Genomic DNA, 25,372 nt, shown 5'->3' with positions numbered 1-25,372 from the left:
ACGAAAGCTGCACCTCTAAAAAGGATATTTCCCATGACGCAAAATGAAAAACAACACACTAAACCACAAGGCGAGCTTTTGCTGCGCACCGTTGCTATGCCGCGCGACACCAATCCAAACCAAGATATTTTCGGCGGCTGGATTATGTCGCAAATGGATTTGGGCGGCGGTATTTTGGCGGCGGAAATCGCACAAGGCCGCATTGTTACCGTAGCTGTTCAGGAAATGAATTTCATCCGCCCTGTGAAAGTGGGGAATGTCGTCTGTTGCTACGGCCGCTGCGTGAGCGTGGGTAATACTTCGTTACAACTGAAAATCGAGGTTTGGGTAAAAACATTGATGAACGATCATCTTACTGAAGATCGCCAACTTGTTACGGAAGCTGTCTTCACTTATGTTGCCATTGATAGTGAAGGTAACAAACGCCCGATTCCGAAAGAGGGTAATCCAAAACTGGAAGGCTTGATTTAAGCAAAAAAGGTCGTCTGAAAACGGGTTTCAGACGACCTTTTAATTTGGTATTGGGATTAAATTTTATCTACTATAAAAACTTTCTCTTTAAAGGGAAGTGTGGTGATGATGTAGGGTAAATTAAGTTTCTTGGCAAATAAAAAGTCGCCTGAAAAATTTCAGACGACTTTTTGATGAACAATGATCTTAACTGCCGATTAATTTCAAACGTTGACCGGGTGTCACGCCATTGGTATTTCGATTCCAGCGGCGGATATCGTTTACATCAACATTGAAGCGGTTGGCGATGGTATTTAAAGTATCGCCTCTGCGAACGGTATAAGAAACGTTTCGGATGCTGTTTCGAGTTTTAGCAGGTGCTGCGGTAACACGCAACAGCTGACCTTTACGGATGTTATTGCCTTTGATGTTGTTGGCAATAATCAAATCAGCAACGCTCAAATTGTAACGACGGGAGATATTAAACAGCGTATCACCATCGGCTACACGGTGCATACCGGCACCTGCAGTTTGAGATTGCTGCTGATTGCCCGCACGAGCTAAACGTGCCTCAGTACGGCTTTGTTGTTTGGCAGTATTGGCGGCAATGCGCTCGCTACGTGCTTTGACTGCGTCAGACGCAACATTTTGCTCGCTCGCAGCTTGTGCGACTACTGTATTTTCAGTTTGAGTGCGAAGATTAGAGTCCACCAATGCCATCAGTTCATCAGCTGTTTCAGTAGCTTGCGCCGGAGTGGCTTGAGCAGTAGTCAACTCAGTAGTTGTATTCGCAGCAGTTTGCTCGACAACGGCAGGCTTGCTTTCAGCTTGAGCCAATTGGGCAAATATTTCAGGAATACGTTCTTCTTTGACATTTGCTGATGCCAAATCTGCAGAAGAGTTGGTTTGAACGGCTGCAGGTGCGGCAGTGATATCTGCTTTGGCGACAACCGTAGAAGCTGCGGAAGTGACTTTGCTTTCTTCGATAGCAGGGGCTGATTGTGCAACCAAAGTTTCGGATACTGCTTTTTTGCCTAGAGCTACATAATCAGTAGGTGTTGCGGCAACGGGCTTGATGTTTGCAAAATTCGTCGTAGGAATATTTGCTTTTGTCGTTTGAATAGGCGCCATTTCCGGCATATTGGAACGGTAAGTATCCGGTCTGTTATCGACATCGATGAACGCGAGCGTATTAGATGTTGTCGAATTAGTTGCTTGATTCTTGGCTACCAAAATACTGCGGTCGGAAGACAGGGAGTTATTACCCAATCCGTTCAGTCGTTTGATTTCGGCAACGCTCATGCCGGTTTCTGCAGCGATGGCGTTCAAGCTGGTATTGTTTCGAGATGTGTATACGTTCCAAGACAACAAAGTATCGGGATTTGCGTTTCGGTAGTTTTTCTCGAAAGAAGCCACAGAATCAACAGGCAGCAACAGGCGGCGATTGTTTTTCGGGATGAATACAGGCGCATTGAATCCCGGATTGAGTGTCAGCAATTCGCTTTCGCTGATGTTGGCGAAGCGGGCGATAGTGCTGTTGTCAATCGGCTTGTCGATGCTCAGGGATTTGAAATACGGCTGATTGTTAATTTCGGTGATATTCATGCCGAAAGTTTGCGGGTTTGCAACGATATTGCGTACGGCCAAGAGTTTGGGAACGTAATTCCGTGTTTCGTCAGGCATACGCAGATTTTCGTAAATCGGCTCTAAGCCTTGCGCACGCGCCCGATTGACGGCGCGACCGACATTACCTTCGCCCCAGTTGTAGGCAGCCAGTGCAAGAGACCAGTCGCCGAATAATCCGTGCAGGTATTGCAGGTAATTCAATGCTGCGTCAGTTGCTGCGTAGACATCGTGACGGCCATCATACAAAGGGGTTTTTTCCAAGCCGTAGTGGCGACCCGTTGCAGGCATAAACTGCCATAGACCGGATGCGCCGACATGTGATTTCGCTTTGGTAACGAATGCGCTTTCGATAAACGGCAGCAATGCGATTTCGGCAGGCATATTGCGTTTTCTGACTTCGTTGGCAATATGGTACATATAAGGTTTGCTGCGGGTAATGGTGCGGTCGAAGTAGGCGCTATTGGCAGCGAATTTGCTCTCATGGCGGCGAACAAGTTCGGAATTGACCTCGTTAATACGGAAATCCTTGCGCAATGATGCCCAAAGGCTGCCCGTTCCGAAAGTTTGCGCTTTGGCTTGATCCAAAAGAGAGGAATTGAGGCGCATCATTGCCATACCTACTTGATCTGGTGTGGCATTTTGAGCGTATGCTGCGCCTGAAGCTGCGGATAAACTTGAAATGGTAAGTGCGATGGTTTTCAGTTTTGCCATGATGAATCAATAATTATCAATGATATAAGGTTAAATTTAGTCTACCCGATGGTACTGTTTGAAGATGTAGCCGTCAAGGTAATGGGGGTGAAATTTACATATGCTTGAGTCTTAATGCTAAAATCTGTGGCATAAATACGGCGATTGCATTGTATTTTTCTATCGGACAGTAGAAATGAACGCATGAAACAGTTAATAGGATAACGACTATGGATGTATGGTTTGAAAATACGGCTATGGGGCGTTATGTTGCTCAAAACGAAGCTGCTTTTTTTGAGCAGCATTTACAATATTTCGACGGACAAACCGTCGTCCAGCAAGGTGGCGAATGGTTGAGGTCGTCTGAAAACGTGGTTGTCGTGCCCTGCGATGTATTGATGACGGCGGATGCTATGGCTTGGGAAAGTCATTCTATTGATGTGCTGCTGATGCCGCACAGTCACGAAACTGCCGCACTGTCGCAAGTGCTGCATGAGGCGTCTAGGGTGTTGAAACCTGAAGGGCGGTTGGTTTTGACGGGATTTAATCCGAAATCTTTGTGGTTTTTCAGCAAGTGGTTTGATGGAACGCACTTGCCTAAAAAGGAGCATTGCCTGACTTTGCCGGCTTTGAAGCAGCGGCTGGCGGATTTGGATTTTGAAGTGGAATTTGGAAAGTTTATGGTGTACCTGCCTGCTGTGAATTCGCAAAAGGGGCTGCAGTTTTGGCGTTTTATGGAGAAGGCAGGGGACAGGTGGTGGCCACAGTGCGCGGCGGTGTACGGTTTGGTTTTGGTCAAACGTATGGCGGGAGTTACGCCTTTGCCGGAGTTTGAAAAAATATTGGGAACGCAGACGGTGGCTTTGGGTGCGGCGCGGATTTCGGATTGAGAAATGCGGCGTTGGTAAAACCGGAATGGCCGGGTTTCAGACGACCTTTCGAGGCGGAATATAGTGGATTAAATTTAAATCAGGACAAGGCGACGAAGCCGCAGACAGTACAAATAGTACGGCAAGGCGAGGCAACGCCGTACCGGTTTAAAGTTAATCCACTATATTTGAAAACGGTAGGTTTGACTCCATAAAAATAGTTTCTTCTATATTTGTCATTCTGCCTTGAATTTGCTGCATTCTTCCTATAAAACCGATTGGTTGCAAATTGTCAGGCTGCTTTGGCATCTGTAGAATCGCAGGTCGTCTGAAAAGTCGATGTTGACTGTATTAGCTTGAGGATAAAGAAAAATGCCGGAATTGCCCGAGGTGGAAACGACTTTGCGCGGTATCAGCCCGCATATTCAAGGTAAAAAGGTGGCGGATGTCGTGTTGCGCCAAACCAAGCTGCGTTGGCAGGTCAATCCGCAGTTGGCGGAGCTTTTGGCGGGGCAGGAGGTATTGAATTGCCGTCGGCGGGCGAAATATCTGATTATCGGTTTTGCAACGGGTATTTTGTTGATTCATCTGGGTATGTCGGGCAGCTTACGGATTTTTACGGACGGCGATGCGCGGGTTGAACATCCTGATAAACACGACCATGTGGACATTGTGTTTGCGGACGGAACGGTGTTGCGCTATCGCGACCCGCGTAAGTTTGGCGCGATTTTGTGGTATGAAGGCATTGCCGAGCATCATCCGCTCCTTGAAAAACTGGGCCCCGAGCCGCTTTCAGACGACTTCTCCGCCGAGTATCTGTACCGAAAATTTAAAACACAAAAACGCGCGGTCAAGCTGGCTCTGATGGACAATGCCGTCGTGGTCGGCGTGGGCAATATTTATGCGAACGAAAGCCTGTTTAAATCGGGCATCTCGCCGCACCGCCCTGCGGACAAGGTTAAGAAAAAAGAATGCGCCGTCTTGGTGGAAACGATTAAAGCGGTATTGCAGCGCGCGATTGAAACCGGCGGCAGTACGTTGCGCGACTTTGTCAACAGCGACGGCAAAAGCGGCTATTTCCAGCAGGAATATACGGTGTACGGCAGGCACAACGAACCCTGCGTCCGTTGCGGCGGTTTGGTGCAGAAGGAAGTTTTGGGGCAGCGCGGGACGTTTTATTGTCCGAACTGCCAAAAATAATGTATGAACCTGTTTTCAGACGACCTCTTTGTCATCTTGGTCGTCTGAAAGCGTTATTACTATGATTTGATACACATTTAAGACGAAAAGAAAAACAGTTATGCACTCACAAAAAGCCCCGTTTTTTACCCGTTTGGGCAGATTGTTCCGCTTGGCAGGGTGGTTATTCCGAACCGGAAGGCATTTGCGCCGTATCGATGCCGGCAATCCTGCCGAACGCGATCATGCGGTCATTACTCTGGGAAAAGGCGCGCTGGAAGCCTTGGATATCGAATTGGAAATCGGCACGCCGCCCGCGGATAATGTGAAGGGTGTTTTGGTGGCGGCAAACCATGTGTCTTGGCTGGATATTTTCGCCATGAGCGCAGTGTATCCGAGCAGCTTTATCGCCAAGCAGGAAATCAAAGACTGGCCGGTGTTGGGCAAAATGGGGCAAAACGCAGGTACGGTGTTTATCAACCGCAATTCCCGTCGCGATGTCGAGCCGATTAACCAAGCCATTTGCGCTGCGTTGAAAGCAGGGCAGAATGTCAGCTTTTTCCCCGAGGCACGGACTTCTTTGGGCTTGGACATTTTGTCATTTAAAGCCGCACTCTTTCAATCCGCCATCGATGCCGACGCGCCTGTTCAGGCGGTTACGCTGCGCTATTATGATGATGCCGGTAAAAGGACGACTGTGCCGTCTTATGCGCAAGTCGATTTGGTGCGCTCGCTCTGGCGCATCGTTTCCATGAAAAAGCTGCGCATCCGTATTGATTTTGCCACCCCGATTCGCCCCGGCAAAGAAGAAGACCGCTTTATGTTGAAAGACAAAGTGGAAAGCAGCATCCGTGAAGTCGTATTGTCCGATGCACACGATTCCGAAAAATAATTCCAAGCCAGGGGCTTGTTTTCTTTCAGACGACCTCTATTTAAATGAAACGTTCGCAGGTTGGGTTTCATAGTTTCAGGTAATTAATATTATTTGAACTATAAATTATACAAATCAAACTACCTGCGCTAGAATGCACACATTCACTCGTATCATTCCCTAAACCTAAAATTTCAAGGAGATCCAAAATGGCTTTGCAAGATCGTACCGGTCAAAAAGTACCTTCCGTCGTATTCCGTACCCGCGTGGGCGACACTTGGAAAGATGTTTCCACTGATGACTTGTTCAAAGGTAAAAAAGTAGTCGTATTCTCTCTGCCCGGCGCATTTACTCCGACTTGTTCTTCTTCCCACCTGCCACGTTATAACGAATTGTTCGGCGCGTTCAAAGAAAACGGCGTTGACGCAATCTACTGCGTATCTGTAAACGATACTTTCGTGATGAACGCTTGGGCTGCCGAAGAAGAAGCTGACAACATCTACATGATTCCTGATGGCAACGGCGAATTTACCGAAGGCATGGGCATGCTGGTCGGCAAAGAAGACTTGGGCTTCGGCAAACGCTCTTGGCGTTACTCCATGCTGGTTAACGACGGAGTGGTTGAAAAAATGTTCATCGAGCCTGAAGAGCCGGGTGATCCTTTCAAAGTGTCTGACGCTGACACTATGTTGAAATTCATCGCCCCTGACTGGAAAGCTCAAGAGTCTGTTGCCATCTTCACCAAACCCGGCTGCCAATTCTGCGCTAAAGCTAAAAAAGCTTTGCAAGACAAAGGTCTGTCTTACGAAGAAATCGTATTGGGCAAAGATGCAACTGTTACTTCCGTTCGCGCCATTACCGGCAAGATGACTGCTCCTCAAGTCTTCATCGGCGGCAAATACATCGGCGGCAGCGAAGATTTGGAAGCTTACTTGGCTAAAAACTAATTGCTTGATGCTTAAGACGGTTTGAAAAAGCCGTCTGAACAGAAAAATAGAGTTATTCAGACGATACGCTACATGGTCGTTCTGAATAGCTCTATATTTACAAGTAGAATTTGAGATTATTGTTTTAAATCGAGATTTTTAAAATGGCTATTGATTTTATATTATCGATAGTTTATTAAAAGGTCGTCTGAAAACCCGATACGCATCACGCTGATACCGCTTCGGACGCTCAACAAAAAAGGACAAAGATTATGAAAAAAATTCAAGCAGATGTCGTCGTAATCGGCGGCGGTACTGCCGGCATGGGCGCGTTTCGCAATGCCCGTTTACATTCGGATAATGTTTACCTGATTGAAAACAATGTGTTCGGCACGACCTGCGCGCGCGTGGGCTGTATGCCTTCCAAACTCTTGATTGCCGCCGCAGAAGCGCGCCATCACGCACTGCATACCGACCCGTTCGGCGTGCATTTGGACAAAGACAGCATTGTCGTCAACGGCGAAGAAGTGATGCACCGCGTCAAATCCGAGCGCGACCGTTTTGTCGGCTTTGTCGTTGCCGATGTGGAAGAGTGGCCTGCCGACAAGCGCATTATGGGTTCGGCTAAATTTATCGACGAGAATACCGTCCAAATCGACGACCATACCCAAATCACGGCAAAAAGTTTCGTGATTGCTACCGGTTCGCGTCCCGTTATCCTGCCGCAGTGGCAGTCTTTGGGCGACCGTTTGATTATCAACGACGATGTTTTCTCATGGGATACGCTGCCTAAGAGCGTTGCCGTGTTCGGGCCGGGCGTTATCGGTTTGGAACTGGGTCAGGCATTGCACCGTTTGGGCGTGAAAGTCGAGATTTTCGGCTTGGGCGGCATCATCGGCGGTATTTCCGACCCCGTCGTTTCAGACGAGGCGAAAGCCGTGTTCGGCGAAGAATTGAAACTGCATTTGGATGCTAAAACCGAGGTCAAACTCGATGCAGACGGCAATGTAGAAGTCCATTGGGAGCAGGATGGCGAAAAAGGCGTATTTGTTGCCGAATATATGCTGGCAGCCGTAGGCCGCCGTCCGAACGTTGACAATATCGGTTTGGAAAACATCAATATCGAAAAAGACGCGCGTGGCGTACCCGTTGCCGATCCGCTGACCATGCAGACCAGCATTCCGCATATCTTCATCGCGGGCGACGCATCCAATCAACTGCCTCTGCTGCACGAAGCTGCCGACCAAGGCAAGATTGCCGGCGACAACGCGGGCCGCTATCCGAATATCGGTGGTGGTTTGCGCCGCAGTACCATCGGCGTGGTGTTCACCAATCCGCAAATCGGTTTTATCGGTTTGAAATACGCGCAGGTTGCCGCGCAATATCAACCCGACGAATTTGTCATCGGTGAAGTATCGTTCAAAAACCAAGGCCGCAGCCGCGTGATGCTGGTAAACAAAGGCCATATGCGCCTGTATGCCGAAAAAGCCACCGGCCGCTTCATCGGCGCGGAAATCTTAGGCCCGGCCGCCGAACATTTGGCGCACCTGTTGGCATGGGCGCATCAAATGAAGATGACCGTTGAGCAAATGCTGGATATGCCGTTCTACCATCCCGTTATCGAGGAAGGTTTGCGTACCGCGTTGCGCGATGCTGATGCGAAGCTGAAACAGGCTTGATAGGTTGACTTAATCAATCAGCCGAAATGAAAGGTCGTCTGAAAACCTGATGATTTAAGGTTTTCAGACGACTTTTTTGTCTTTACATTGCGGAATAAAATCAGTTGCTGGGTAATGTGTAGTTCGGATACCTGTATCCGACGAATATTTAATGCTTCTGTTTCCTTTACGCGTTGTGGCAGATGGAGATGTCAGATTCAAGAATCTGACCTACGGCAGACTTAGCTGCCGAAACGAGAGGTCGTCTGAAACTTGGGCTTAAAGGTGGAAATCCTTTCAATCTTAACTATTCATCAAAGCCTGTTCAGATGGTTGATATCAGCAGGGTTCTGTATGTTACAGGACTCAGCTTTTTTTCATTTCAAACGGTATTGTTCGCGGTAATCAGTAAAGATTAAAAGGAAGGGGATGGCTGGTTTCGATTTTAGCCCATTCTTTATGCGTTTCTTAAAAATCCATTGCATTTTCGCTCAATCCATTAACATTTAACCTTGTTGGAAACGCAGTTTGTTTGTTAGTATTAAGCCATTGCCGTTACGTCCGCATCACGGCGGCGACGGACAACCTCCAAATAGAAAGGACACATATCATGGCTAAATTATTGGTCGCTCCGGTATCCGCCGGTTTGGACGTGGCAGCAGCAAGCAAAGCCTTTGCCCAAGCTTTGGGCGCGCAAGTTTTCCAACCGCTCGACGCATCCGCCGAAATCCTGTTGGCACAAGGCAAAAGCGACGACTGGTTTGACGCTGTGGTCGGCAAAGCCGTCGCACTCAATACCGATAAACTCGTTATCGAAGGTATCGCCCCCGATGCGGACAAACTCTTCCTCTCCGGCAAAAACGTCGAGCTGGCACTGTCTTTGGATGCAGGCGTAGTCTTGGCATTGCAATCCGACAATGCCGACGCAGCCGAAGCGGCACACCGAATCAACCTTGCCAAACAGCTTTACACCAACGCACCGGGTCTTTTGGAAGGCTTCATTATTGAAGGCGCGGCAGCATCCGTAGGCGAAGAAGTTGCCCGTCTGACCGGACTGACGTTCTACGGCTCAAGCAGCGCGCTCAAAGACGTATCTGCTTTGGCAAAACGCGAAGCCTCCCGCCTTTCTCCCGCCCAATTCCGTTACAACCTGATTGATTTTGCCCGCAAAGCCGATATGCGCATCGTTCTGCCCGAAGGCGCAGAGCCGCGTACTGTCGCCGCAGCCGCCATCTGCCACGAAAAAGGCATTGCCCGCTGCGTCCTGCTTGCCAAACGCGAAGAAGTTGAAGCCGTTGCCAAAGAACGCGGCATCAGCCTGCCTGACTCTTTGGAAATCGTCGATCCCGCTACATTGATTGAACAATACGTTGAGCCGATGTGTGAATTGCGCAAATCTAAAGGTCTGACGCCTGAAGACGCCCGCAAACAATTGCAAGACACCGTCGTCCTCGGCACCATGATGATGGCGCAAAACGACGTGGACGGCTTGGTATCCGGCGCCGTTCATACTACCGCCAACACCATCCGCCCCGCCTTGCAGCTGATTAAAACTGCACCGGGCGCGAGCCTCGTGTCCAGCGTATTCTTCATGCTGCTACCCAACCAAGTCCTCGTCTTCGGCGACTGCGCGGTCAACCCGAACCCGACGCCCGAACAGCTTGCCGATATCGCCATCCAATCCGCCGATACCGCCAAAGCCTTCGGTATCCCGCCTAAAGTTGCCATGATTTCCTACTCCACCATCAACTCAGGCAGCGGCCCTGATGTCGATGCCGTGATTGAAGCGACTAAACTGGCAAAAGAAAAACGCCCGGATTTGGAAATCGACGGCCCGCTGCAATACGATGCGGCTACCGTGCCTGAAATCGGCAAAACCAAAGCCCCTGAAAGCACCGTCGCCGGTCAGGCAACCGTCCTGATTTTCCCAAGCCTCAACACCGGCAACTGCACCTACAAAGCCGTACAACGCAGCGCCAACGTCCTGAGCGTCGGCCCGCTGTTGCAAGGTTTGCGCAAACCGGTCAACGACCTTTCCCGCGGCGCATTGGTAGAAGACATCGTCTTCACCATCGCCCTGACAGCGGTTCAGGCAAAACAAATGGCAAACTGATTACTTGAATTTTTAAAGTAAACACAGGTCGTCTGAAAACCTATCAATATCAATAAGGTTTTCAGACGACCTTTTTTCATTTTGGCATAGCCCAAACAGGTTAAACACAATTCCTTGTCTGTCTCAATCTTCTTTTCAGCTTTCAAAACGCCGTCCGAAACTGCTTGTTCAAACCTCCTTCCCCCGCTTTTCAGACGACCTCCTGCCCGCTATAATACGCTTGCAAATTATTTGCATTATCATTTAACTTAGGAGAAACGCATGAGCACCCGTACCGAACACGACACCATGGGCAATGTCGAAGTCCCGTCCGAAGCCTATTGGGGCGCGCAGACCCAGCGCAGCCGCAACAATTTCAAAATCGGCGGCGAAACCCTGCCGCAGCCGTTGATTTATGCTTTGGCGCTGGTGAAAAAAGCCGCAGCCGCCACCAATGTTTCCCTCGGCAGGATTAAGCCTGAGCAGGCGGATTTGATTACGCAGGCGGCGGACGACGTGTTGAACGGCAAGCTCGACGGGCAGTTCCCCTTAGTGGTTTGGCAGACCGGCTCCGGCACGCAGTCCAATATGAACATGAACGAAGTGCTGGCAAACCGCGCCAACGAAATCGCCGGTACGGGTTTGGCGGCGTACCAGCCCGTCCATCCCAACGACCATGTGAACCATGCGCAATCGACCAACGACGCGTTCCCGACCGCCATCCACGTCGCCGCCGCGATTGAAATCAACCGTCACCTCATCCCCGCCGTCCAAGCACTGCGCGACACATTGGATAAAAAAGCCAAAGAATTCGCCCCCATCGTCAAAATCGGCCGCACCCACTTGCAGGACGCGACGCCGCTGACTTTGGGACAAGAATTTTCCGGCTACGTTTCCCAGCTCGACCACGGCTTAGGCCGTCTGAACGACGCGCTCAAAGGTTTATACGAACTCGCTTTGGGCGGTACGGCAGTCGGCACGGGCTTGAACAGCCATCCCGAATACGCCGAAAAAGCCGCCGCTAAACTCGCCGAACTGTCCGGTCTGCCGTTTGTCAGCGCGCCGAACAAATTTGAAGCCTTGGGCGGACGCGATGCCGCCGTTGCCGCTTCGGGCGCACTGAAAACGCTGGCGGCGAGCCTGAACAAAATCGCCAACGACATCCGCTGGTTGGCAAGCGGCCCGCGCTGCGGTTTGGGCGAAATCAAAATCCCCGAAAACGAGCCGGGTTCGTCCATCATGCCGGGCAAAGTCAACCCGACCCAATGCGAGGCGATGACCATGGTGTGCTGCCAAGTGTTCGGCAACGACGTTACCATCGGCATGGCGGGCGCGTCGGGTAATTTCGAGCTGAACGTCTATATGCCCGTTATCGCCTACAACCTTTTGCAATCCATCCGCCTGTTGGGCGACGCATGCAACAGCTTCAATGAACACTGCGCCGCCGGCATCGAACCCGTACCGGAAAAAATCGACTATTTCCTGCACCATTCCCTGATGCTCGTTACCGCGCTGAACCGCAAAATCGGCTACGAAAACGCCGCCAAAGTCGCCAAAACCGCCTATAAGAACGACAAATTGCTGCGCGAAACCGCCGTTGAGTTGGGCTTGCTGACAGGCGAAGAGTTTGACGAACTGGTTGTCCCCGCCGATATGGTTCATCCGCGCTGATTGACGGTTTGAAATACGGCAAAGGTCGTCTGAAAATATTTCAGACGACCTTTTTTGATGTTTGAAACCGTCAAACGGCTTATTTGTCGTGGCGCACCATTTTCGGCGCGTAGCGTCCGGCGCGTTCTTTGAGGCGTTTGACCAGGCCTTCGGTGGTGTTCGGTACGCCGTCGACACAGAAGGCTTGGTAGAGGACGGCACGCATCTCGTCGTTTTTGTTGAAGGTCGAGCCTATGGGTTTCCATTCGGCTTTGCGCGGCTCGATCCAGCGGCGGTTGACGGTGTCGCCGTAGCCGAACACTTTATAAGACGAGCGTTTGTCTTTGCCGTATGTGAAGGACGAACGGGCGCAGAAGAGGCCTTCGACGGTCAGGTTGTCATGGCCTTTGTCGGAACGCACGTTGAGGATGTAGCGGATGCTGCCGTCGGGAGAGGGCATGATTTGCAGGCTGCTGAAGAGGATTTTGGGCTGTTTGCCGTAGTCTTCGCTGACGTAGAGGTCGAACCAGTCGCCGGATTGGGTGTCGGGCAGGGGCGGGAGCGCGGTTTTTTGTTCGGCGAACTCGCGGGCTGCGGCTTCTTCGGGGCTTTCTTTGTAGCGTGTGTTGAAGGGGGTATCTTTTTCGCTGAATCCGGCGGCGTTGACTGCCGTGGCGGCGAGGCAGAGGGTCAGGAGGGCGAGACGGCGCATGGTGTGCTCCAAAGTGAAAAACGGCTTTATTTTATGGGTTCGTCGGGGTGGGGTGCAAGTAAGTACGGTATAATTCATGTTAATCCTGTTAACGGAACATCGGAAAATATGAACGCACACACCTTAGACTTGAAGGGGCTCAGATGCCCTTTGCCGATTTTGAAAACCAAAAAAGCGTTGGCGCAAATGGAGGCAGGCGAAGTCCTGACCGTGTTGGCGACCGACGGCGGTGCGCCCGGCGATTTTGAGGCTTTCTGCCGCCAGACCGGGCATGTCTTGCTCGAATCGCGTGAAGAAGACGGCGTGTTCACGCTGGTTGTGAAACACAAATAAAGGTCGTCTGAAAATGGCGAAACGTCCGATTTCAAGGCTTTTGACGCTTGCCGCTTTCTCCGTTTTATTGGCGGCGTGCGGCAGGGAAGAAGTGCCGCCCGAGCAAATGGCGGATCGTGCGAACGCGGCAGCGGAATTGTTCCGTCAAGGCTGCGTCGCTTTTGACGGGGCTGCCGATAAGGTGCGCTCTTTTGCCGATAATGAAAAGCTGACGGCTTTGAATGCGGAAGAAATCGGCAGGCTGCCCGCAGGTTTCATCGAGCCGGATGCGCTTGCCGTTTGGAAGAAAACGCAGGACGGCGCGGATTATTATTTGAGCCTGACCGGCGACAGTTGCAGCGTGAAGACGGCGCGGGCGGACGAAACCCTGATACGCAAGCAGTTTATGGTATTGGTGGAAAACCCGCCGAAGGGTTTGAACAACGAATTGCGCACCGATCAAGCCTCCGAATCGCCGATTCCGATCCGCCAGTTGTCCTACGCGTGGCGCGCGTCGGGCAGCTCGGAAGAAACCCTGCTGACCGTCAAAACCACCCCATCCGACCAGCTGCCCGTGCAGGCGGTGTTTTACCTGACGCATCAGTCCTACAACGGCAAGCCTGTTCTTGTGCAATAGCCTTTTCAGACGACCTTAGGGACTGTCGGCATTCAATAGTTTCCGTGTCTTTTTATCTCCAAATCGTCATCTTCCGCTTTGTGAACAAAAATCCACTTGGAAAATGAAATGTTGACAGATCCTAGGGAACATCAAGGGGTCGTCTGAAACCCAAAATCTAAAAAGGAACACCCATGCAAACCCTGACCATCATCCGCCCCGACGATATGCACCTGCACCTGCGCGACGGCGACGCGCTCCAAGCCGTTGCCCCCTATACCGCCCGCCAGATGGGTCGCGCCGTCATCATGCCCAACCTCAAGCCGCCCGTCGTCAGCGTAGCCGACGCGCTTGCCTACAAAGCGCGCATCATGGCGGCGTTGCCCGAAGGCAGCGCGTTTGAGCCGTTGATGACGCTTTACCTGACCGATCAAGCCACGCCCGAGCTGGTGCGCGAAGCCAAAGCCGCCGGCATCGTCGCCTTCAAACTCTACCCCGCAGGCGCGACCACCAATTCCGATTCCGGCGTAACCGACCTGTTCAAACTCATTCCCGTTTTGGAAGAAATGGCGAAACAGGGCATTTTGTTCCTCGTTCACGGCGAAGTAACCGACCCCGAAATTGACATTTTCGACCGCGAAGCCGCCTTTATCGAGCGCGTGATGAAACCCGTTTTAGCGCAAGTGCCGAATCTCAAAGTCGTGTTCGAACACATCACCACCGCCGAAGCCGCCCGCCTGGTTTTGGAAGCAGGCGACAACGTTGCCGCCTCCGTTACCCCGCAACACCTCCTGCTCAACCGTAACGACCTCTTGGTCGGCGGCGTGCGCCCCCATCATTTCTGCCTGCCCGTACTCAAACGCGAGACTCACCGTCAGGCATTGGTTGCCGCCGTTACCGGCGAGAAGGCGCACAAATTCTTCCTCGGCACCGACTCCGCGCCGCACGCCAAATCCGCCAAAGAAAACGCCTGCGGCTGTGCCGGCATGTTCAGCGCCATGACCGCCATCGAGCTTTACGCCGAAGTGTTTGAAAAAGCAGGCGCATTGGACAAACTCGAAGCCTTCGCCTCGAAAAACGGCGCAAGGTTCTACGGCATTCCCGAAAACGCCGACACGATCACCCTCGTCAAACAAAGCCAAACCGTCCCCTCAAGCGTCCCTTACGGCGACGGCGAACTCGTCCCGATGCGCGCGGGCGGCGAGATAGGCTGGACGGTGGAATATTGAGCCGAACTTGATTGAACTGACGTATGAAAATGCCTGCCCGAAAAGAGGGCAGGCATTTTGGTTTGATGAGGGAGCGGATAAGGTTTGTCCTAGGATAGTCTCGCAAATGGATTTACGTTCTGCAAGAAGACAGCAGCTTGATTACGTTTGATATTGTCAAAAAGGTCGTCTGAAAACGGGTTGGCGCAAAATCCGCCAACCCGTTTTCAGACAACCTTTTTGTTTTTTAAATTTTAAACATCAATCTTTCAACAAAGCCCCCGCCAGCCAAATATTGAACGCTACGCCGACCGTGACCGTAATGCCGAAGGCGGCGACGGCGGGCGTGCCGCTTAGGGCGAGCAGGGCGAAGGAGATGGCGGTGGTAGCGGCGGCAAGCAGCATCCCGCCCAGCCGCGCGGGTGCGCTGTGTCGCGCGGTGAGGGCATAGACGGCGTAATCGACGCCGATGGCGGACACCAAAAGCAGGCCGAACATGGCGAACAGGCTGACGGGGATGCCTGCCAGACCGAGTACGGCGACGGTGCAGACGGCGGCGGCAAGCGGTACGGCAAGGATTTTGGTGCCGCGTTTCATGCCGAACATACGCCATAAAACCAACCATGCCAGCGCATAGGATGCCAGTTTCAACCACGCCGCCTGATTGCGCGTGTGGTGGAAAAGGTCGTTCAGGTGGGCGCGTTTGTCCGCCCAATGTACGCCCGCTACGCTTTGCGCGGTGGAGCGGACGGCGGTGTCGTCGGTCATGCCGTTCAGGCGCACGATGGCGGCAAAACGGCCTTTTTCGACTTCACCCAAATAAAGCGGCCGCCAGGCTTCCGCCAAATCGGTTTTCAGCGCATCGGCAAGCGTCAGCGGCAGCGCATCGGCGGCTTGCAGCAGCGCGTTGCGTAGGGTTTTGTGCGGAATGCCGATATCGACAAGCGGTTGGCGGCTTTCAGGCAGCTTGGACAGCTCGCGCAGGCGGTTTTGCAGTTTTTTCTGTTCGGATACGGGCATCAGGAGCTGGTCAGGAGATTGGAAACTGACGAGCTTGCCTTGCGCAACTAAAGGTTGCAGCGCGCGGCCGAGTTCGGCGGTTTTCATCAACAAAGCGTCTTCGCTCGGCGCTTCGGCAACCAAGTATTTGCCGCCGAAATCTGCGCCGCTCAACTGCCCGATGCGTTGCACTTCCGCCAGCATTTCAGACGGCATGTTGACCCACTGGCGGATGTCGTCGCGCCAGTCGCTGCGCCACAGCCCGACCGCCAGCAACACGCCGCCGACAATCAGCCAGCCGCGTTTGTGCAGACGGATTTTCAGACGACCCGACAGCGCGTAGAGCCGTTCGGTCAGCGCGGCAAACGGCACGGTTTTGGCGCGGTAACGCTGAAACAGCGGCGGCAGCCACAACACCGTCGCGCCGAAAGCGCCCGCCAGCGCAAACCCTGAAAACACGGCGGTCTGCCGCAATACGGGCAGCGGCGTGAACCACAAGAGCGCGTAGCCCAAGACCGTAATCAGCAGGCTGACGGTAAAGCTCGGCAAAACGTGTTTCATGGCGGGTTCTGCCTGCCAGACGGGGTCGTCTGAAAAAGCCGTTTTGCCGTTTTTCGCCCGTGTGCCGAATACCGAAGGCGCGAGCCAGTGCAGCGGGAAATCCACCAGCATACCGACCAAACTCGTGCCGATGACGATGGTCAGGATATGCACCTCTCCGAAGAACAGCAAAGCCGCCGCCAGCCCGGTCAGCATACCCGCCGCTAAAGGCAGCGTCAGCCAGAACACGCGGACGCTGCGGAATACCCACAGCAGCAGCGCGAACGTCAGCAGCATCCCCACCGTACTCATCGTCCGGCTTTCCTGCTCCGCTTCGGTTTTAGACGCGGCGGCAAACAGCGCGCCGCCTGCTGTCAGCGTGTCCGCGCCTTTGGCTTTTGCCAGTTTGCGGCTTTCCGCTATCAGCGGCAGAAGGGCGTTGTTGCCTGAAAAATTGTCGCCCGCCGCCAGTTTTCCGCGCAGCCAGACCCAAGTTTTCCCGTCATCGCCTTCGGTGAACAACATGCCGTTGTCCATGTTCCACTGCAAGCGGCTTTGCGGATTCGCCTTGCCCGCGACAAAGCGCCCGAAGCCCAGCCAGTCTTGTTCCAAAGACAAAGGCGAGGGCGCGGCAAACGGGTTGACCGCCGCTTCCGCCCGCGCTTGGAAATAGGCTTGCGGATGCTCAAACAGCAGGCGCACTTGTTCATCCGGCAGCAGGGCGAGTCCCAGCTTGCCGATATCCGCGCGCACCTTGTCCAAGTCGGGCGTCACGCTGCTGTCCACTTGCTCGAACACGCCGCTTTTACGCCACAAAGCGGCAATCTCAGAGGTCGTCTGAAACGCCGTTTCCGCGTCTTTGCTGCCCGCCAGCAAAATCACCTGCGTGTTCAACTGCTCTTCGCCCGCTTTGTCTGCCGCCGTCAAAAGCGCGTCTGGCTGCTGTTCGCTCGGCAGCAGCGCGGTCAGGTCGGTTTGCAGCCAGTTTTTCGTGGAGACGGTATAGATGAGGAACAGGGTCAGCAGGGCGGTGAGGACGGTGTAGGCGCGGCGGTAGGTAGTCATCATTTTTCAAATGGGTTTGAAGTGTGTCTACGGCATTTTATGGGGAAGTCGGGTGCATTGACAATCCGAATGGATAATCGGCAGGGGAAAGAAACAGGTCGTCTGAAAATGTGTTTGAAACAGAAGACAGTTTCGGATTTTCAGACGACCTGTCGGCGCGGAGGCAGCGACGTATTTCGGAACACGTTTCGCGTTTGCGACCTCATAGAATTTCTGCGCGCGCCATCATGATTGGGTTGGGTTTGTCAGATGATAAATCGTCGGCAAGGCACAATGTTTCTAAAATATCGGCAACATCCTGCCAGTAATATCCTTGCGTTTCAGAGTGCGCAGCCTCCTGACGGGACGGCCTTTCAGCTTCTTTAGTTTGTCCGCCCAAGGTAACGGGAACGCCGTGTTCCGCGCCGTGTCCAAGCAAAATCCAAATGCTGCCTTCGCGCGTATCGGCGTGGGTGGCTTGGTGTTCGTATGCCCAGCCGACCGCGGCCTGTCCGCCGCTTTGCAAGGATTGTGCGGCGAGCAGCAGGGGGTGGAAACGGGTTTCCAAATGGCGTTCGGTGGCAACCGCCAACGTCGCGCCGTGCGTGCCTAGAGTTTGCGCGGCATGAAAAACGGGGGCGTTGTGCAGGTTGGCGATGAAGTCGAAAGGCATGGCGGCATGGTGGTTGAGCACGTTGTCTGCCATTTTTTCAAACACGGAAGGCGAGGAAAACGGCGTGCCGAGGAAGACGGCGCAATCGGGGCGGATTTCGCTTTGTCCGCGCAGCAGGCCTGCGCCGAGTGCGGCAATCAGGCTCAGGCGGCTGAGGCGGCGGGCGTCCGTGCCGCTTTGCTGCTGCAAGGTTTGTTTGAGGATTTTGTTGCCGACGGCGGCTTCGGTATCGAAACGCGCGGCGGCAGTGATGCGGATGTCGGGGTTTATGATTGCCATTGCCATACCATAGCTGTGTTGCTGCCGCCGAAACCGAAATGGTTGGCAAGACAGAAAAGGTCGTCTGAAAACTGGATTTCGCGTCCTTGATAATCGATGCCGCCGCCTTGTTTCAGGGCGGACAAGAGCAGCGCGGTTTCGAGGGCGGCGGTTGCGCCGAGGGTGTGGCCGATTTGCGCTTTGAATGCCATCAGCGGCGGCAGGGTGCCGAACACGTTTTCCAGCGCAGCCAATTCGGCGGCGTCGCTGTCGGCGGTGCCGATGCCGTGGGTTTTGACGGCGGCGATGTTTTCGGGTGAAACAGCGGCGATGTTTAAGGCGCGGCGGATAACCTGTTCCAACGCCTTACTGTTGCTTTGAATCAGGTCATTGCCGGTATTGGCGGCGTGGCCGACGAGTTTCAGACGACCTGCACAGTCGGGCGGCGTGGCAGACAGGGCGAGTGCGGCGACACCTTCGCCCAAAATCAGACCGTTGCCGCCGAAGGGCCGATAGCGTTCGGTAAACAAACCCAAGCTGTGAAAATGCAGCAGGGTCAGACGGTTGAGGTTTTCAATGCCGAGGACGAAGGCGCGTTCCGTCCCGCCGCGCAAACAATTGTCTGCCTGAATCAGCGCATGGGCGGAGGAGGTGCAGGCGGTCGCCAAACTGAAAATCTGCCGGTTGCCGCTGCGTTTGCGCAAATCTTCGGCAAGATAGAGCAGGCCGTGTTCCGCAATGTCCGTATCGCCCGCGCGGCGGCGGTTTTCGTATTCGGCGATGGCGTAAGAACTCGAACCGATAAAAACCGGCGCGTCGTGCCAGCTTTCAGACGGCCATCCGGCATCTTCGGCGGCGCGGCGCAAATGTTGTTCGGCAATATCCGCAAAAGCGGCGCTCCCCAAGCTGTCGTCGGCAAAAGCGCGGAAATAAGCGGCCTGCTGCGGCTGGTTTAAAAACGTATAAGACACCGCATCGGGTTGTCTGAAATCCGCCTGCGGATTCAGCGCGGAGGTGGCCGCTGTACCGCAAACCCAGCTCACGCTCCATGCTCCGCGCGGACGAACGCCGCCAAATCGCGCACGCACATCATATGTTTGCGCACCATACGGTCGCCTTGCAGCCGCACTTGGAAATACTGTTGCAGCGCGACGCAGATTTGCAGCGCGTCGAGCGAATCCAAATCGACAGGGCTGCCGTCGCCGAACAACGGCGCATCGTCGGTAAAGTCTTCGGCGGCAACATCATCGGTCTTGTCGGCTTCTTGCAGAATCAGCTTTTTCAATTCCGCTTCCAGCGCGTATTCTGCCAAGGTAAAGGTGTAGGACATTTTTTGCTTTCGTGTTTGGGGTAGGGTTGGATGTTGGCTTGTGTTTTAGTGCAACCCGCCACACTCGTTTTCAGACGAACTAAAACCGCACCTGCGTTTGCAACTGCCTGCGGTAAACCAGCACGGCGGCGGTCAGGGTGGTGGCGGAGAAGGCGGACAGCAGGATGAGGTAGCGGCCGATTCCGTCCAGTCCGCTGCGGTTGAGCAGCAGCTCTTGAAAAGCCTTCAGGCCCCATGCCATTGGGGAAATCCAAGTGAGTTGCTGCATGGTTTCGGGCATGACGTGGGCGGGGACCATAATGCCGCCGATTGCCGCCATCAGGATGATGCCGCCGCCGCCGAGGACGACGGCGTGTTCGGTGGATTTGGCGCAGACACTGACCAAAAGCGCGTAGCCGAGTGCGGCGGCGCTGACGGCGGTGGACAGCAGCGCGTAGGGAACAAGGCTGCCGTTGAGTATGAGGGCGGGCACGCCGATTTCGGGCAGCAGGTAGCGGCCGAGCAGCAGCATTCCGACAAACTGAAGCTGGTTAATCAGGAAATAGGGGACGAGTTTGGCGGCAATCAGGCCGGACGCGGAGGCGCGGGCGAGACGCAGGCGGGTGATGGTGTTGGTCTGGCGTTCCAGCGCCATGACGTTCGACAGCGGTATCATGATGAAAAACATACCGAAAATCAGCCATGCGGGAACGCTGTGCTGTACGGCGTTGGGTTTTTCCACTGTGCCGCTGCCTGCGCTCAAATAGTGTTCTTCCAACATTTTTTTATCTAAAAAGGTTTGCACGGCGGCGAATTGTTCGTCGTTTTTTTCATCGACTTTTTTCTGGATGTCTTTTCGGATGGCGCGGGGCAGTTTTTTATTGTTGATTTTGATGCCGTCGTTGTTGTCGAAATAGGCGTCCAGCCGCGTTTGGGTGTAGTGCTGCTGCAAAACGCCTTTAACCGCCGCCAGCCACGAAGGCTCGGTATCGGGTGGTACATAGATTTGCAAGGCTTTGTTGTCGGCGATTTTGTCGGAAGCGGCGTTCGGGTTGTACAGCACCAGTTGGAAACGCTTGTCGTGCAGGCCGTTTTGCGCGTCGGTCAGTTTTTCAGACGACATCAGCGTGACATGAATCTGCTCTTTTTCCAGCGCGGCGGCCAGCGCGGTATTGACGCTGTCGTTTGCCGCGCCGACCAGCGCGATGCGGCTGTCGGTGTGCGGATCTTGGTCGCGGCTCAGCGCCAACGACATAATCAGCATGAAGGCGATGGGCATCACAAACAACACTGCCAAACCGTGCAGGTCGCGGCAGAGCAGTTTGAGTTCTTTGAGGAGGGAGGAAGTCGTCATTGTGGATTTTGCTTATCTGTTGCCGGTTCGTCTTTGCGCAGGAAATCAAGGTAAAACGTTTCCAGCGAACCGTGTCCCTGCTGGAAGTAGCGGATTTGCGCGCCACTTTGTTGCAGGGCGGCGTAAACGGCGGCGGCATCGTGTGTCGTTTCCATCATGCCGCGGCTGTCCACTTGCTTTGCACCCAAAGCGGTCAGCGTCTGAGGCGGCAGCGGCGGTTCGACGGTAAAACGCACGACACCGGTTTGCGTGCTTAAAAGCTCGTCCAAACCGCCGTGATACACCAGTTTGCCGTGTTGCAGCAGCGCGATTTTGCCGCAAAGCTGCTCGATTTCCGACAGATAGTGCGAGGTGTAAACCACCGTTACCCCCTGCCGCGTCAAATCCGCCACGCTGTCGAGGATAAAGCGGCGCGACTGCGGGTCGATGCCGACCGTGATTTCGTCGAGGAACACCAGTTGCGGCGTGTTAATCAGGCCGATGGCAAAATTCAGACGACGTTTAAGCCCGCCCGAAAGATGCTTCGCCGCTTTGTTCTTGTGGGCGGTCAGGTCGGTCTGTTCTAACAGCGCATTCAGACGACCCTTGTCGCGCACTTTGTAAAGCGAGGCGAAAAACAACAGGTTGTCCCACACAGAAAGCTGCGGATAAAACGCGAAATCCTGCGGCACCAAACCGATTTTCTGCCGCTCGCTACGGCTTAACAGACGCAATGGCTTGCCGTCAAACAAAATTTCGCCCTGCCGCACTTCCTGCAAGCCTGCCAAAAGCGACATCAGCGTCGTTTTTCCCGCACCGTTGTGGCCGAGCAGCCCCAAACATTCGCCGTCGGCAATATCGAACGACACATTGTCCAGCGCGGCGGTTTCGGCTTTGGGATAACGGTGGGAGAGGGATTGGATTTGAATCATGGCTTCCAAATTGCCCTTTAATGAATATTCATAGTAATGCAGTCCACACATAACGGCGCTGGAATTTGCCGTCTTTAAATACGAAACACATACCGAAAGAACCGGCATCATTATTCACCGAATTAAACAGATAAAGCGTCTTGTCGGTACGGCGGTAATAGGCTTCCCAGCCATCATACGCATTGCTGCCGCGTGCAGTGGCGGCAAAATCGGGCAAGAACAGCCCTTGCAGTTCGGCAGCGGGAACTGCTTGACCGTTCAGCGTAATCTGTTCTATGGCAAATACGCTTTTCGGAATGGAGTCGTCTGTACCGTAAAACGGTTTGCCCCGATAAAGAGACGCGGTGTCACTATTTGGGGCTGTACCTGAAAAGTCGCTGCGTTTGGGGTGGATACGCCGGGCGGCGATGTGTACCGTTTGACCGTTGCCGGACAAAGTCAGTGTGTCGTCGCGACCGAAGTGTTCACGCAGTGTAGCGAAGTTTTTGTCAGAGGCTGGAAATATCAGACGGCTGCGGTGGATAAAGCCGTAACCGCCGGTGGCTGTCTGTTGCAACTTCGCGGTACAGAAATTCGGATTGTCTTTGCTGGCTTCGCCTACACATTCCAACGGCGTGCCGTTGGGAATTTTTGCCAAAACTTTGGCATTCAAATCGGGGCTTTCGCGTAAGTTGGTGTGTCCGTCGGCATCATAAACCAAGGCAAAGCCGTCCGGCGGCGCGGCATGGGTTAAGGCGGAACACAATAATAAGAGGGAAGCTAAGTAACGCATTTTTATCATTTCTTTGAGTTTTCAGACGACCTTTTCGAGCGATATTTAAATCGCAGCATCCCACAAATAACGGCGCTGGAATTTACCGTCCTTAAATATAAAGCAGACATCGAAAGGAGCGCCGTCCGAACCTTGTCTGCCAAACAGATAAAGCGTCTTATCGCTGCGGCGGTAATAAGCTTCCCAGCCTTGATATACATTGCTGCCGCGTGCGGTGGAGGCAAAATCGGGCGAGAAGAGTCCTTGCAGTTCGGCAGCGGGAACCGCTTGACCGTTTAGCGTGATACGTTCAAGCGCGAACACGCTTTTGGAAATCATAGAGTCCATGCCATAGAACGGCTTGCCTTGATAGAGCCGCGCGGTGTATTTGTCTTTGCTGATACCCGAGAAATCACTGCGTTTTGGGTGAATGCGGCGGGCTACGATGTGTACCTTTTGACCGTTGCCGGATAAAGTCAGCGTATCGTCATGACCGGATTGTTCGCGCAGGCGGACGAAGTTTTTGTCGGAGGCGGGAAATATCAGACGGCTGTAATGGATAAAGCCGGAATCATCGGCGTTTGCCTGTTGGAGCTGAACAAAACAGAAGTCTGGCTTGTTTTCACTGAGTTCTTCCGTACATTCCAACGGTGTGCCGTTGGGAATTTTTGCCAAAACTTTGGCATTCAAATCGGGTCTTTTTCGTAAGTTGGTGTGTCCGTCGGCATCATGAACCAAGGCAAAGCCGTTCGGCGGCGCGGCATGGGTTAAGGCGGAACACAATAATAAGAGGGAAGCTAAGTAACGCATTTTTACCATTTCTTTGAGTTTTCAGACGACCTTTTCGAGCGATATTTATAGCGCAGCATTCCATAAATAGCGGCGCTGGAATTTACCGTCCTTAAATATAAAGCAGACATCGAAACTACCGGCTCCCGAACTTTGTCTGCCGAACAGATAAAGCGTCTTGTCGGTGTGGCGGTAATAAGCTTCCCAGCGTTGATATACATTGCTGCCGCGGGCAGTGGAGGCAAAATCGGGCGAGAACAGTCCTTGCAGTTCGGCAGTGGGAACCGCTTGACCGTTTAGCGTGATGCGTTCAAGCGCGAACACGCTTTTGGGAATGTCATAGTCTGTACCATAGAAAGGTTTGCCTCGATAGAGCCGCGCGGTGTATTTGTCTTTGTTGATGCCCGAGAAGTCGCTGAGTTTTGGATGGATGCGGCGGGCAACGATGTGTACCGTTTGTCCGCTACCGGACAAAGTCAGCGTATCGTCGCGACCGGATTGTTCGCGCAGGCGGACGAAGCTTTTGTCGGAGGCGGGAAATATCAGACGGCTGTAATGGATGAAACCGTAGTCTTCTGCGGCAGGTTGTTGCAGCTGGGCAGTACAGAAACTCAAACTGCCTTCGCCACCATCACCCAAACATTTCAACGGTGTGCCGTTGGGGATTTTTGCCAAGACTCGGGCATTCAAATCGGGGCTTTCGCGTAAGTTGGTGTGTCCGTCGGCATCATGCACTAAGGCAAAGCCGTTCGGCGGCGCGGCATGGGTTAGGGCGGAACACAATAATAGGAGAGCAGCTAAGTAACGCATTTTTATCTTTTCTTTTAGTTTTCAGACGACCTAATTTCAAAACTGTACGCGGCGGTTTAAGTTAAGCCGCATGATTCCCCATTATTTCAACAATCCCCGCCACAACGCTTCTTCATCATCCGCAATCTTGCGCAAAAATGCGGCGATTTCGCGGCAGCCGTTTTCAGACGGCTTTTTGCACTGCTTCACGCACATCGCTGCAAACTGCCGCCATTGGTCGCCGATGGCGGTCATTTGTTCTGAGGCCGTCTGAAACGCGGGATTGTCGCAGATACGGGCGGCCTGTTCGAGGAAATAGGCGTAGATATAGCGGAAACCCGCGCCGCCGGTGCCGATTTCTTCCTGCATCCGCACGAGATGACCGAGGAACAGCTTTTGGTATTTTGCATTTCGTTTAGTGGGCAGGGCTTCGATGTTTTTTGCCAACGTGCGTATGCCTTTTACGCCGGCGAAAAAAACGGGGGGGAGCATTTGTTTGGCGTTTTTGCGTATGGCTTTGCAGATGATGGTGGGCAAGTCTGCCTGAACTTTTTCAGACGACCTGTCGTTTTCCAGCGTATACATCATGCCTTTTGCCGCCAGCACACCTTTGGCGAAGCGCGCCCGCTGCAAATCTTCGGCGGCGCAGCGTTGCACCGTTTCAAATACGGGGTCGCTGATCAGGTAGTCGCCACCGTCTTTGCCGTACACCAAGAGATTGTGTGCGTTGAAATGGAAACGCATTTGCGGCGGGAAATACGGCAGCCAGAATACGGAGGTCTGCAAACCCGCCAGTTTGCCCGATGAAAGCACGGCATCCAGTGCGTCTTGTCCCTTTTTGGCATTGGAAAATTTGCGTACGGACAATTTCAGCCCCAATGCCTTGCAGGTGTTTTTGATGATGCCGCGCGGTGCGATACGGTAGGAAACCAGCGGCATGCCGCCCAGTTTGACGACGGGCAGCCAGACAAAGGTCAGCGCATGGGCGATGCCGAAAATCATGGCTTCGTCCAAATCGTGGCCGTGGTATTTGAGCAGTGTGGACATTACGCCGCTTTCGCAGTGGGCGGTATGCTGGTGTGGGAATTCGGTCATG

Annotated in this window: 23 protein-coding genes; 11 read left to right on the top strand and 12 right to left on the bottom strand. The window is 53.3% G+C overall.

Annotation, left to right across the window (positions count from 1 at the left end; translation table 11 throughout):
• Positions 1-33: 33 nt before the first annotated feature.
• Positions 34-471 carry an acyl-CoA thioester hydrolase YciA gene (gene yciA / locus AAG834_RS03675; RefSeq protein WP_003759083.1) on the top strand — a complete coding sequence of 146 codons (438 nt, stop codon included), beginning with the start codon at positions 34-36 and terminating at the stop codon, positions 469-471.
• Positions 472-657: 186 nt separating this feature from the next.
• On the opposite strand, the gene AAG834_RS03670 is transcribed toward yciA, so the two are convergent.
• Positions 658-2,787: a LysM peptidoglycan-binding domain-containing protein gene (locus AAG834_RS03670; protein WP_070514926.1), complete on the bottom strand. Its 2,130-nt coding sequence runs from the start codon at positions 2,785-2,787 to the stop codon at positions 658-660.
• Positions 2,788-2,996: 209 nt separating this feature from the next.
• On the opposite strand from AAG834_RS03670, the gene AAG834_RS03665 reads away from it, so the two are divergent.
• The 7 genes from AAG834_RS03665 (at position 2,997) to fumC (ending at position 12,032) form a co-directional block, all read left to right on the top strand.
• Positions 2,997-3,656, top strand: coding sequence for a class I SAM-dependent methyltransferase (locus AAG834_RS03665; RefSeq protein ID WP_049230743.1), 660 nt, complete (start codon positions 2,997-2,999; stop codon positions 3,654-3,656).
• 351 nt (positions 3,657-4,007) lie between these two features.
• A complete protein-coding gene (mutM, locus tag AAG834_RS03655; protein ID WP_049231242.1) occupies positions 4,008-4,835 on the top strand; it encodes a bifunctional DNA-formamidopyrimidine glycosylase/DNA-(apurinic or apyrimidinic site) lyase in 828 nt (275 codons plus the stop codon).
• 100 nt (positions 4,836-4,935) lie between these two features.
• Positions 4,936-5,706 carry a 1-acylglycerol-3-phosphate O-acyltransferase gene (locus AAG834_RS03650; RefSeq protein ID WP_070514923.1) on the top strand — a complete coding sequence of 257 codons (771 nt, stop codon included), beginning with the start codon at positions 4,936-4,938 and terminating at the stop codon, positions 5,704-5,706.
• A 188-nt stretch (positions 5,707-5,894) separates the two neighbouring features.
• Positions 5,895-6,632, top strand: coding sequence for a redoxin family protein (locus AAG834_RS03645; RefSeq protein WP_003740760.1), 738 nt, complete (start codon positions 5,895-5,897; stop codon positions 6,630-6,632).
• A 251-nt stretch (positions 6,633-6,883) separates the two neighbouring features.
• The gene (locus AAG834_RS03640) at positions 6,884-8,290 is read left to right on the top strand and encodes a dihydrolipoyl dehydrogenase (RefSeq protein ID WP_342031290.1); all 1,407 of its coding nucleotides are present in this window, start codon (positions 6,884-6,886) and stop codon (positions 8,288-8,290) included.
• A 589-nt stretch (positions 8,291-8,879) separates the two neighbouring features.
• Positions 8,880-10,382: a phosphate acetyltransferase gene (pta, locus tag AAG834_RS03635; protein ID WP_342031289.1), complete on the top strand. Its 1,503-nt coding sequence runs from the start codon at positions 8,880-8,882 to the stop codon at positions 10,380-10,382.
• Between the two features lie 261 nt (positions 10,383-10,643).
• Positions 10,644-12,032: a class II fumarate hydratase gene (gene fumC, locus AAG834_RS03630; protein WP_342031288.1), complete on the top strand. Its 1,389-nt coding sequence runs from the start codon at positions 10,644-10,646 to the stop codon at positions 12,030-12,032.
• 79 nt (positions 12,033-12,111) lie between these two features.
• Here fumC and AAG834_RS03625 read toward each other — a convergent pair whose 3' ends face one another.
• Positions 12,112-12,723, bottom strand: coding sequence for a CNP1-like family protein (locus tag AAG834_RS03625; RefSeq protein WP_342031308.1), 612 nt, complete (start codon positions 12,721-12,723; stop codon positions 12,112-12,114).
• A gap of 108 nt (positions 12,724-12,831) precedes the next feature.
• On the opposite strand from AAG834_RS03625, the gene AAG834_RS03620 reads away from it, so the two are divergent.
• The 3 genes from AAG834_RS03620 (at position 12,832) to pyrC (ending at position 14,880) form a co-directional block, all read left to right on the top strand.
• Positions 12,832-13,056 (top strand): sulfurtransferase TusA family protein, encoded by a 225-nt coding sequence (locus tag AAG834_RS03620; RefSeq protein ID WP_009311572.1) that lies wholly within the window; start codon positions 12,832-12,834, stop codon positions 13,054-13,056.
• 13 nt (positions 13,057-13,069) lie between these two features.
• Positions 13,070-13,672 (top strand): NMCC_0638 family (lipo)protein, encoded by a 603-nt coding sequence (locus AAG834_RS03615; RefSeq protein WP_342031287.1) that lies wholly within the window; start codon positions 13,070-13,072, stop codon positions 13,670-13,672.
• A 173-nt stretch (positions 13,673-13,845) separates the two neighbouring features.
• Positions 13,846-14,880, top strand: a complete 1,035-nt coding sequence (gene pyrC / locus AAG834_RS03610; RefSeq protein WP_342031286.1) for a dihydroorotase — start codon at positions 13,846-13,848, stop codon at positions 14,878-14,880.
• 240 nt (positions 14,881-15,120) lie between these two features.
• On the opposite strand, the gene AAG834_RS03605 is transcribed toward pyrC, so the two are convergent.
• From AAG834_RS03605 to AAG834_RS03560, 10 genes are all read right to left on the bottom strand, one after another.
• A complete protein-coding gene (locus AAG834_RS03605) occupies positions 15,121-17,466 on the bottom strand; it encodes an MMPL family transporter (RefSeq protein ID WP_342031285.1) in 2,346 nt (781 codons plus the stop codon).
• Positions 17,467-17,665: 199 nt separating this feature from the next.
• Positions 17,666-18,400 (bottom strand): hypothetical protein, encoded by a 735-nt coding sequence (locus AAG834_RS03600; RefSeq protein WP_342031284.1) that lies wholly within the window; start codon positions 18,398-18,400, stop codon positions 17,666-17,668.
• On the bottom strand, positions 18,382-19,416 hold the full coding sequence (locus tag AAG834_RS03595) for a beta-ketoacyl synthase N-terminal-like domain-containing protein (RefSeq protein ID WP_342031283.1): 1,035 nt from the start codon (positions 19,414-19,416) through the stop codon (positions 18,382-18,384). The genes AAG834_RS03600 and AAG834_RS03595 overlap by 19 nt, the downstream gene beginning before the upstream one ends.
• Positions 19,413-19,703 (bottom strand): phosphopantetheine-binding protein, encoded by a 291-nt coding sequence (locus AAG834_RS03590; RefSeq protein ID WP_342031282.1) that lies wholly within the window; start codon positions 19,701-19,703, stop codon positions 19,413-19,415. The genes AAG834_RS03595 and AAG834_RS03590 overlap by 4 nt, the downstream gene beginning before the upstream one ends.
• Before the next feature lie 79 nt (positions 19,704-19,782).
• The gene (locus AAG834_RS03585) at positions 19,783-21,036 is read right to left on the bottom strand and encodes an ABC transporter permease (protein WP_342031281.1); all 1,254 of its coding nucleotides are present in this window, start codon (positions 21,034-21,036) and stop codon (positions 19,783-19,785) included.
• Entirely contained in the window at positions 21,033-21,947 is a 915-nt protein-coding gene (locus AAG834_RS03580; protein WP_342031280.1) for an ABC transporter ATP-binding protein, read from the bottom strand. The genes AAG834_RS03585 and AAG834_RS03580 overlap by 4 nt, the downstream gene beginning before the upstream one ends.
• Positions 21,948-21,975: 28 nt before the next feature.
• Positions 21,976-22,719: an SH3 domain-containing protein gene (locus tag AAG834_RS03575; protein WP_342031279.1), complete on the bottom strand. Its 744-nt coding sequence runs from the start codon at positions 22,717-22,719 to the stop codon at positions 21,976-21,978.
• 45 nt (positions 22,720-22,764) lie between these two features.
• Positions 22,765-23,508 carry an SH3 domain-containing protein gene (locus AAG834_RS03570; RefSeq protein WP_342031278.1) on the bottom strand — a complete coding sequence of 248 codons (744 nt, stop codon included), beginning with the start codon at positions 23,506-23,508 and terminating at the stop codon, positions 22,765-22,767.
• Positions 23,509-23,553: 45 nt separating this feature from the next.
• Complete coding sequence (locus AAG834_RS03565) at positions 23,554-24,297, bottom strand: SH3 domain-containing protein (RefSeq protein WP_342031277.1); 744 nt, start codon at positions 24,295-24,297, stop codon at positions 23,554-23,556.
• Positions 24,298-24,378: 81 nt separating this feature from the next.
• Positions 24,379-25,371, bottom strand: a complete 993-nt coding sequence (locus AAG834_RS03560) for a BtrH N-terminal domain-containing protein (protein ID WP_342031276.1) — start codon at positions 25,369-25,371, stop codon at positions 24,379-24,381.
• Position 25,372 lies beyond the last annotated feature (1 nt).

The organism is Neisseria sp. Marseille-Q2251, assembly GCF_940793045.1.
Lineage (GTDB): Bacteria > Pseudomonadota > Gammaproteobacteria > Burkholderiales > Neisseriaceae > Neisseria.
The sequence above is the reverse complement of the archived record's forward strand: the minus strand, read 5'-3'. Positions and strand labels throughout refer to the sequence as shown.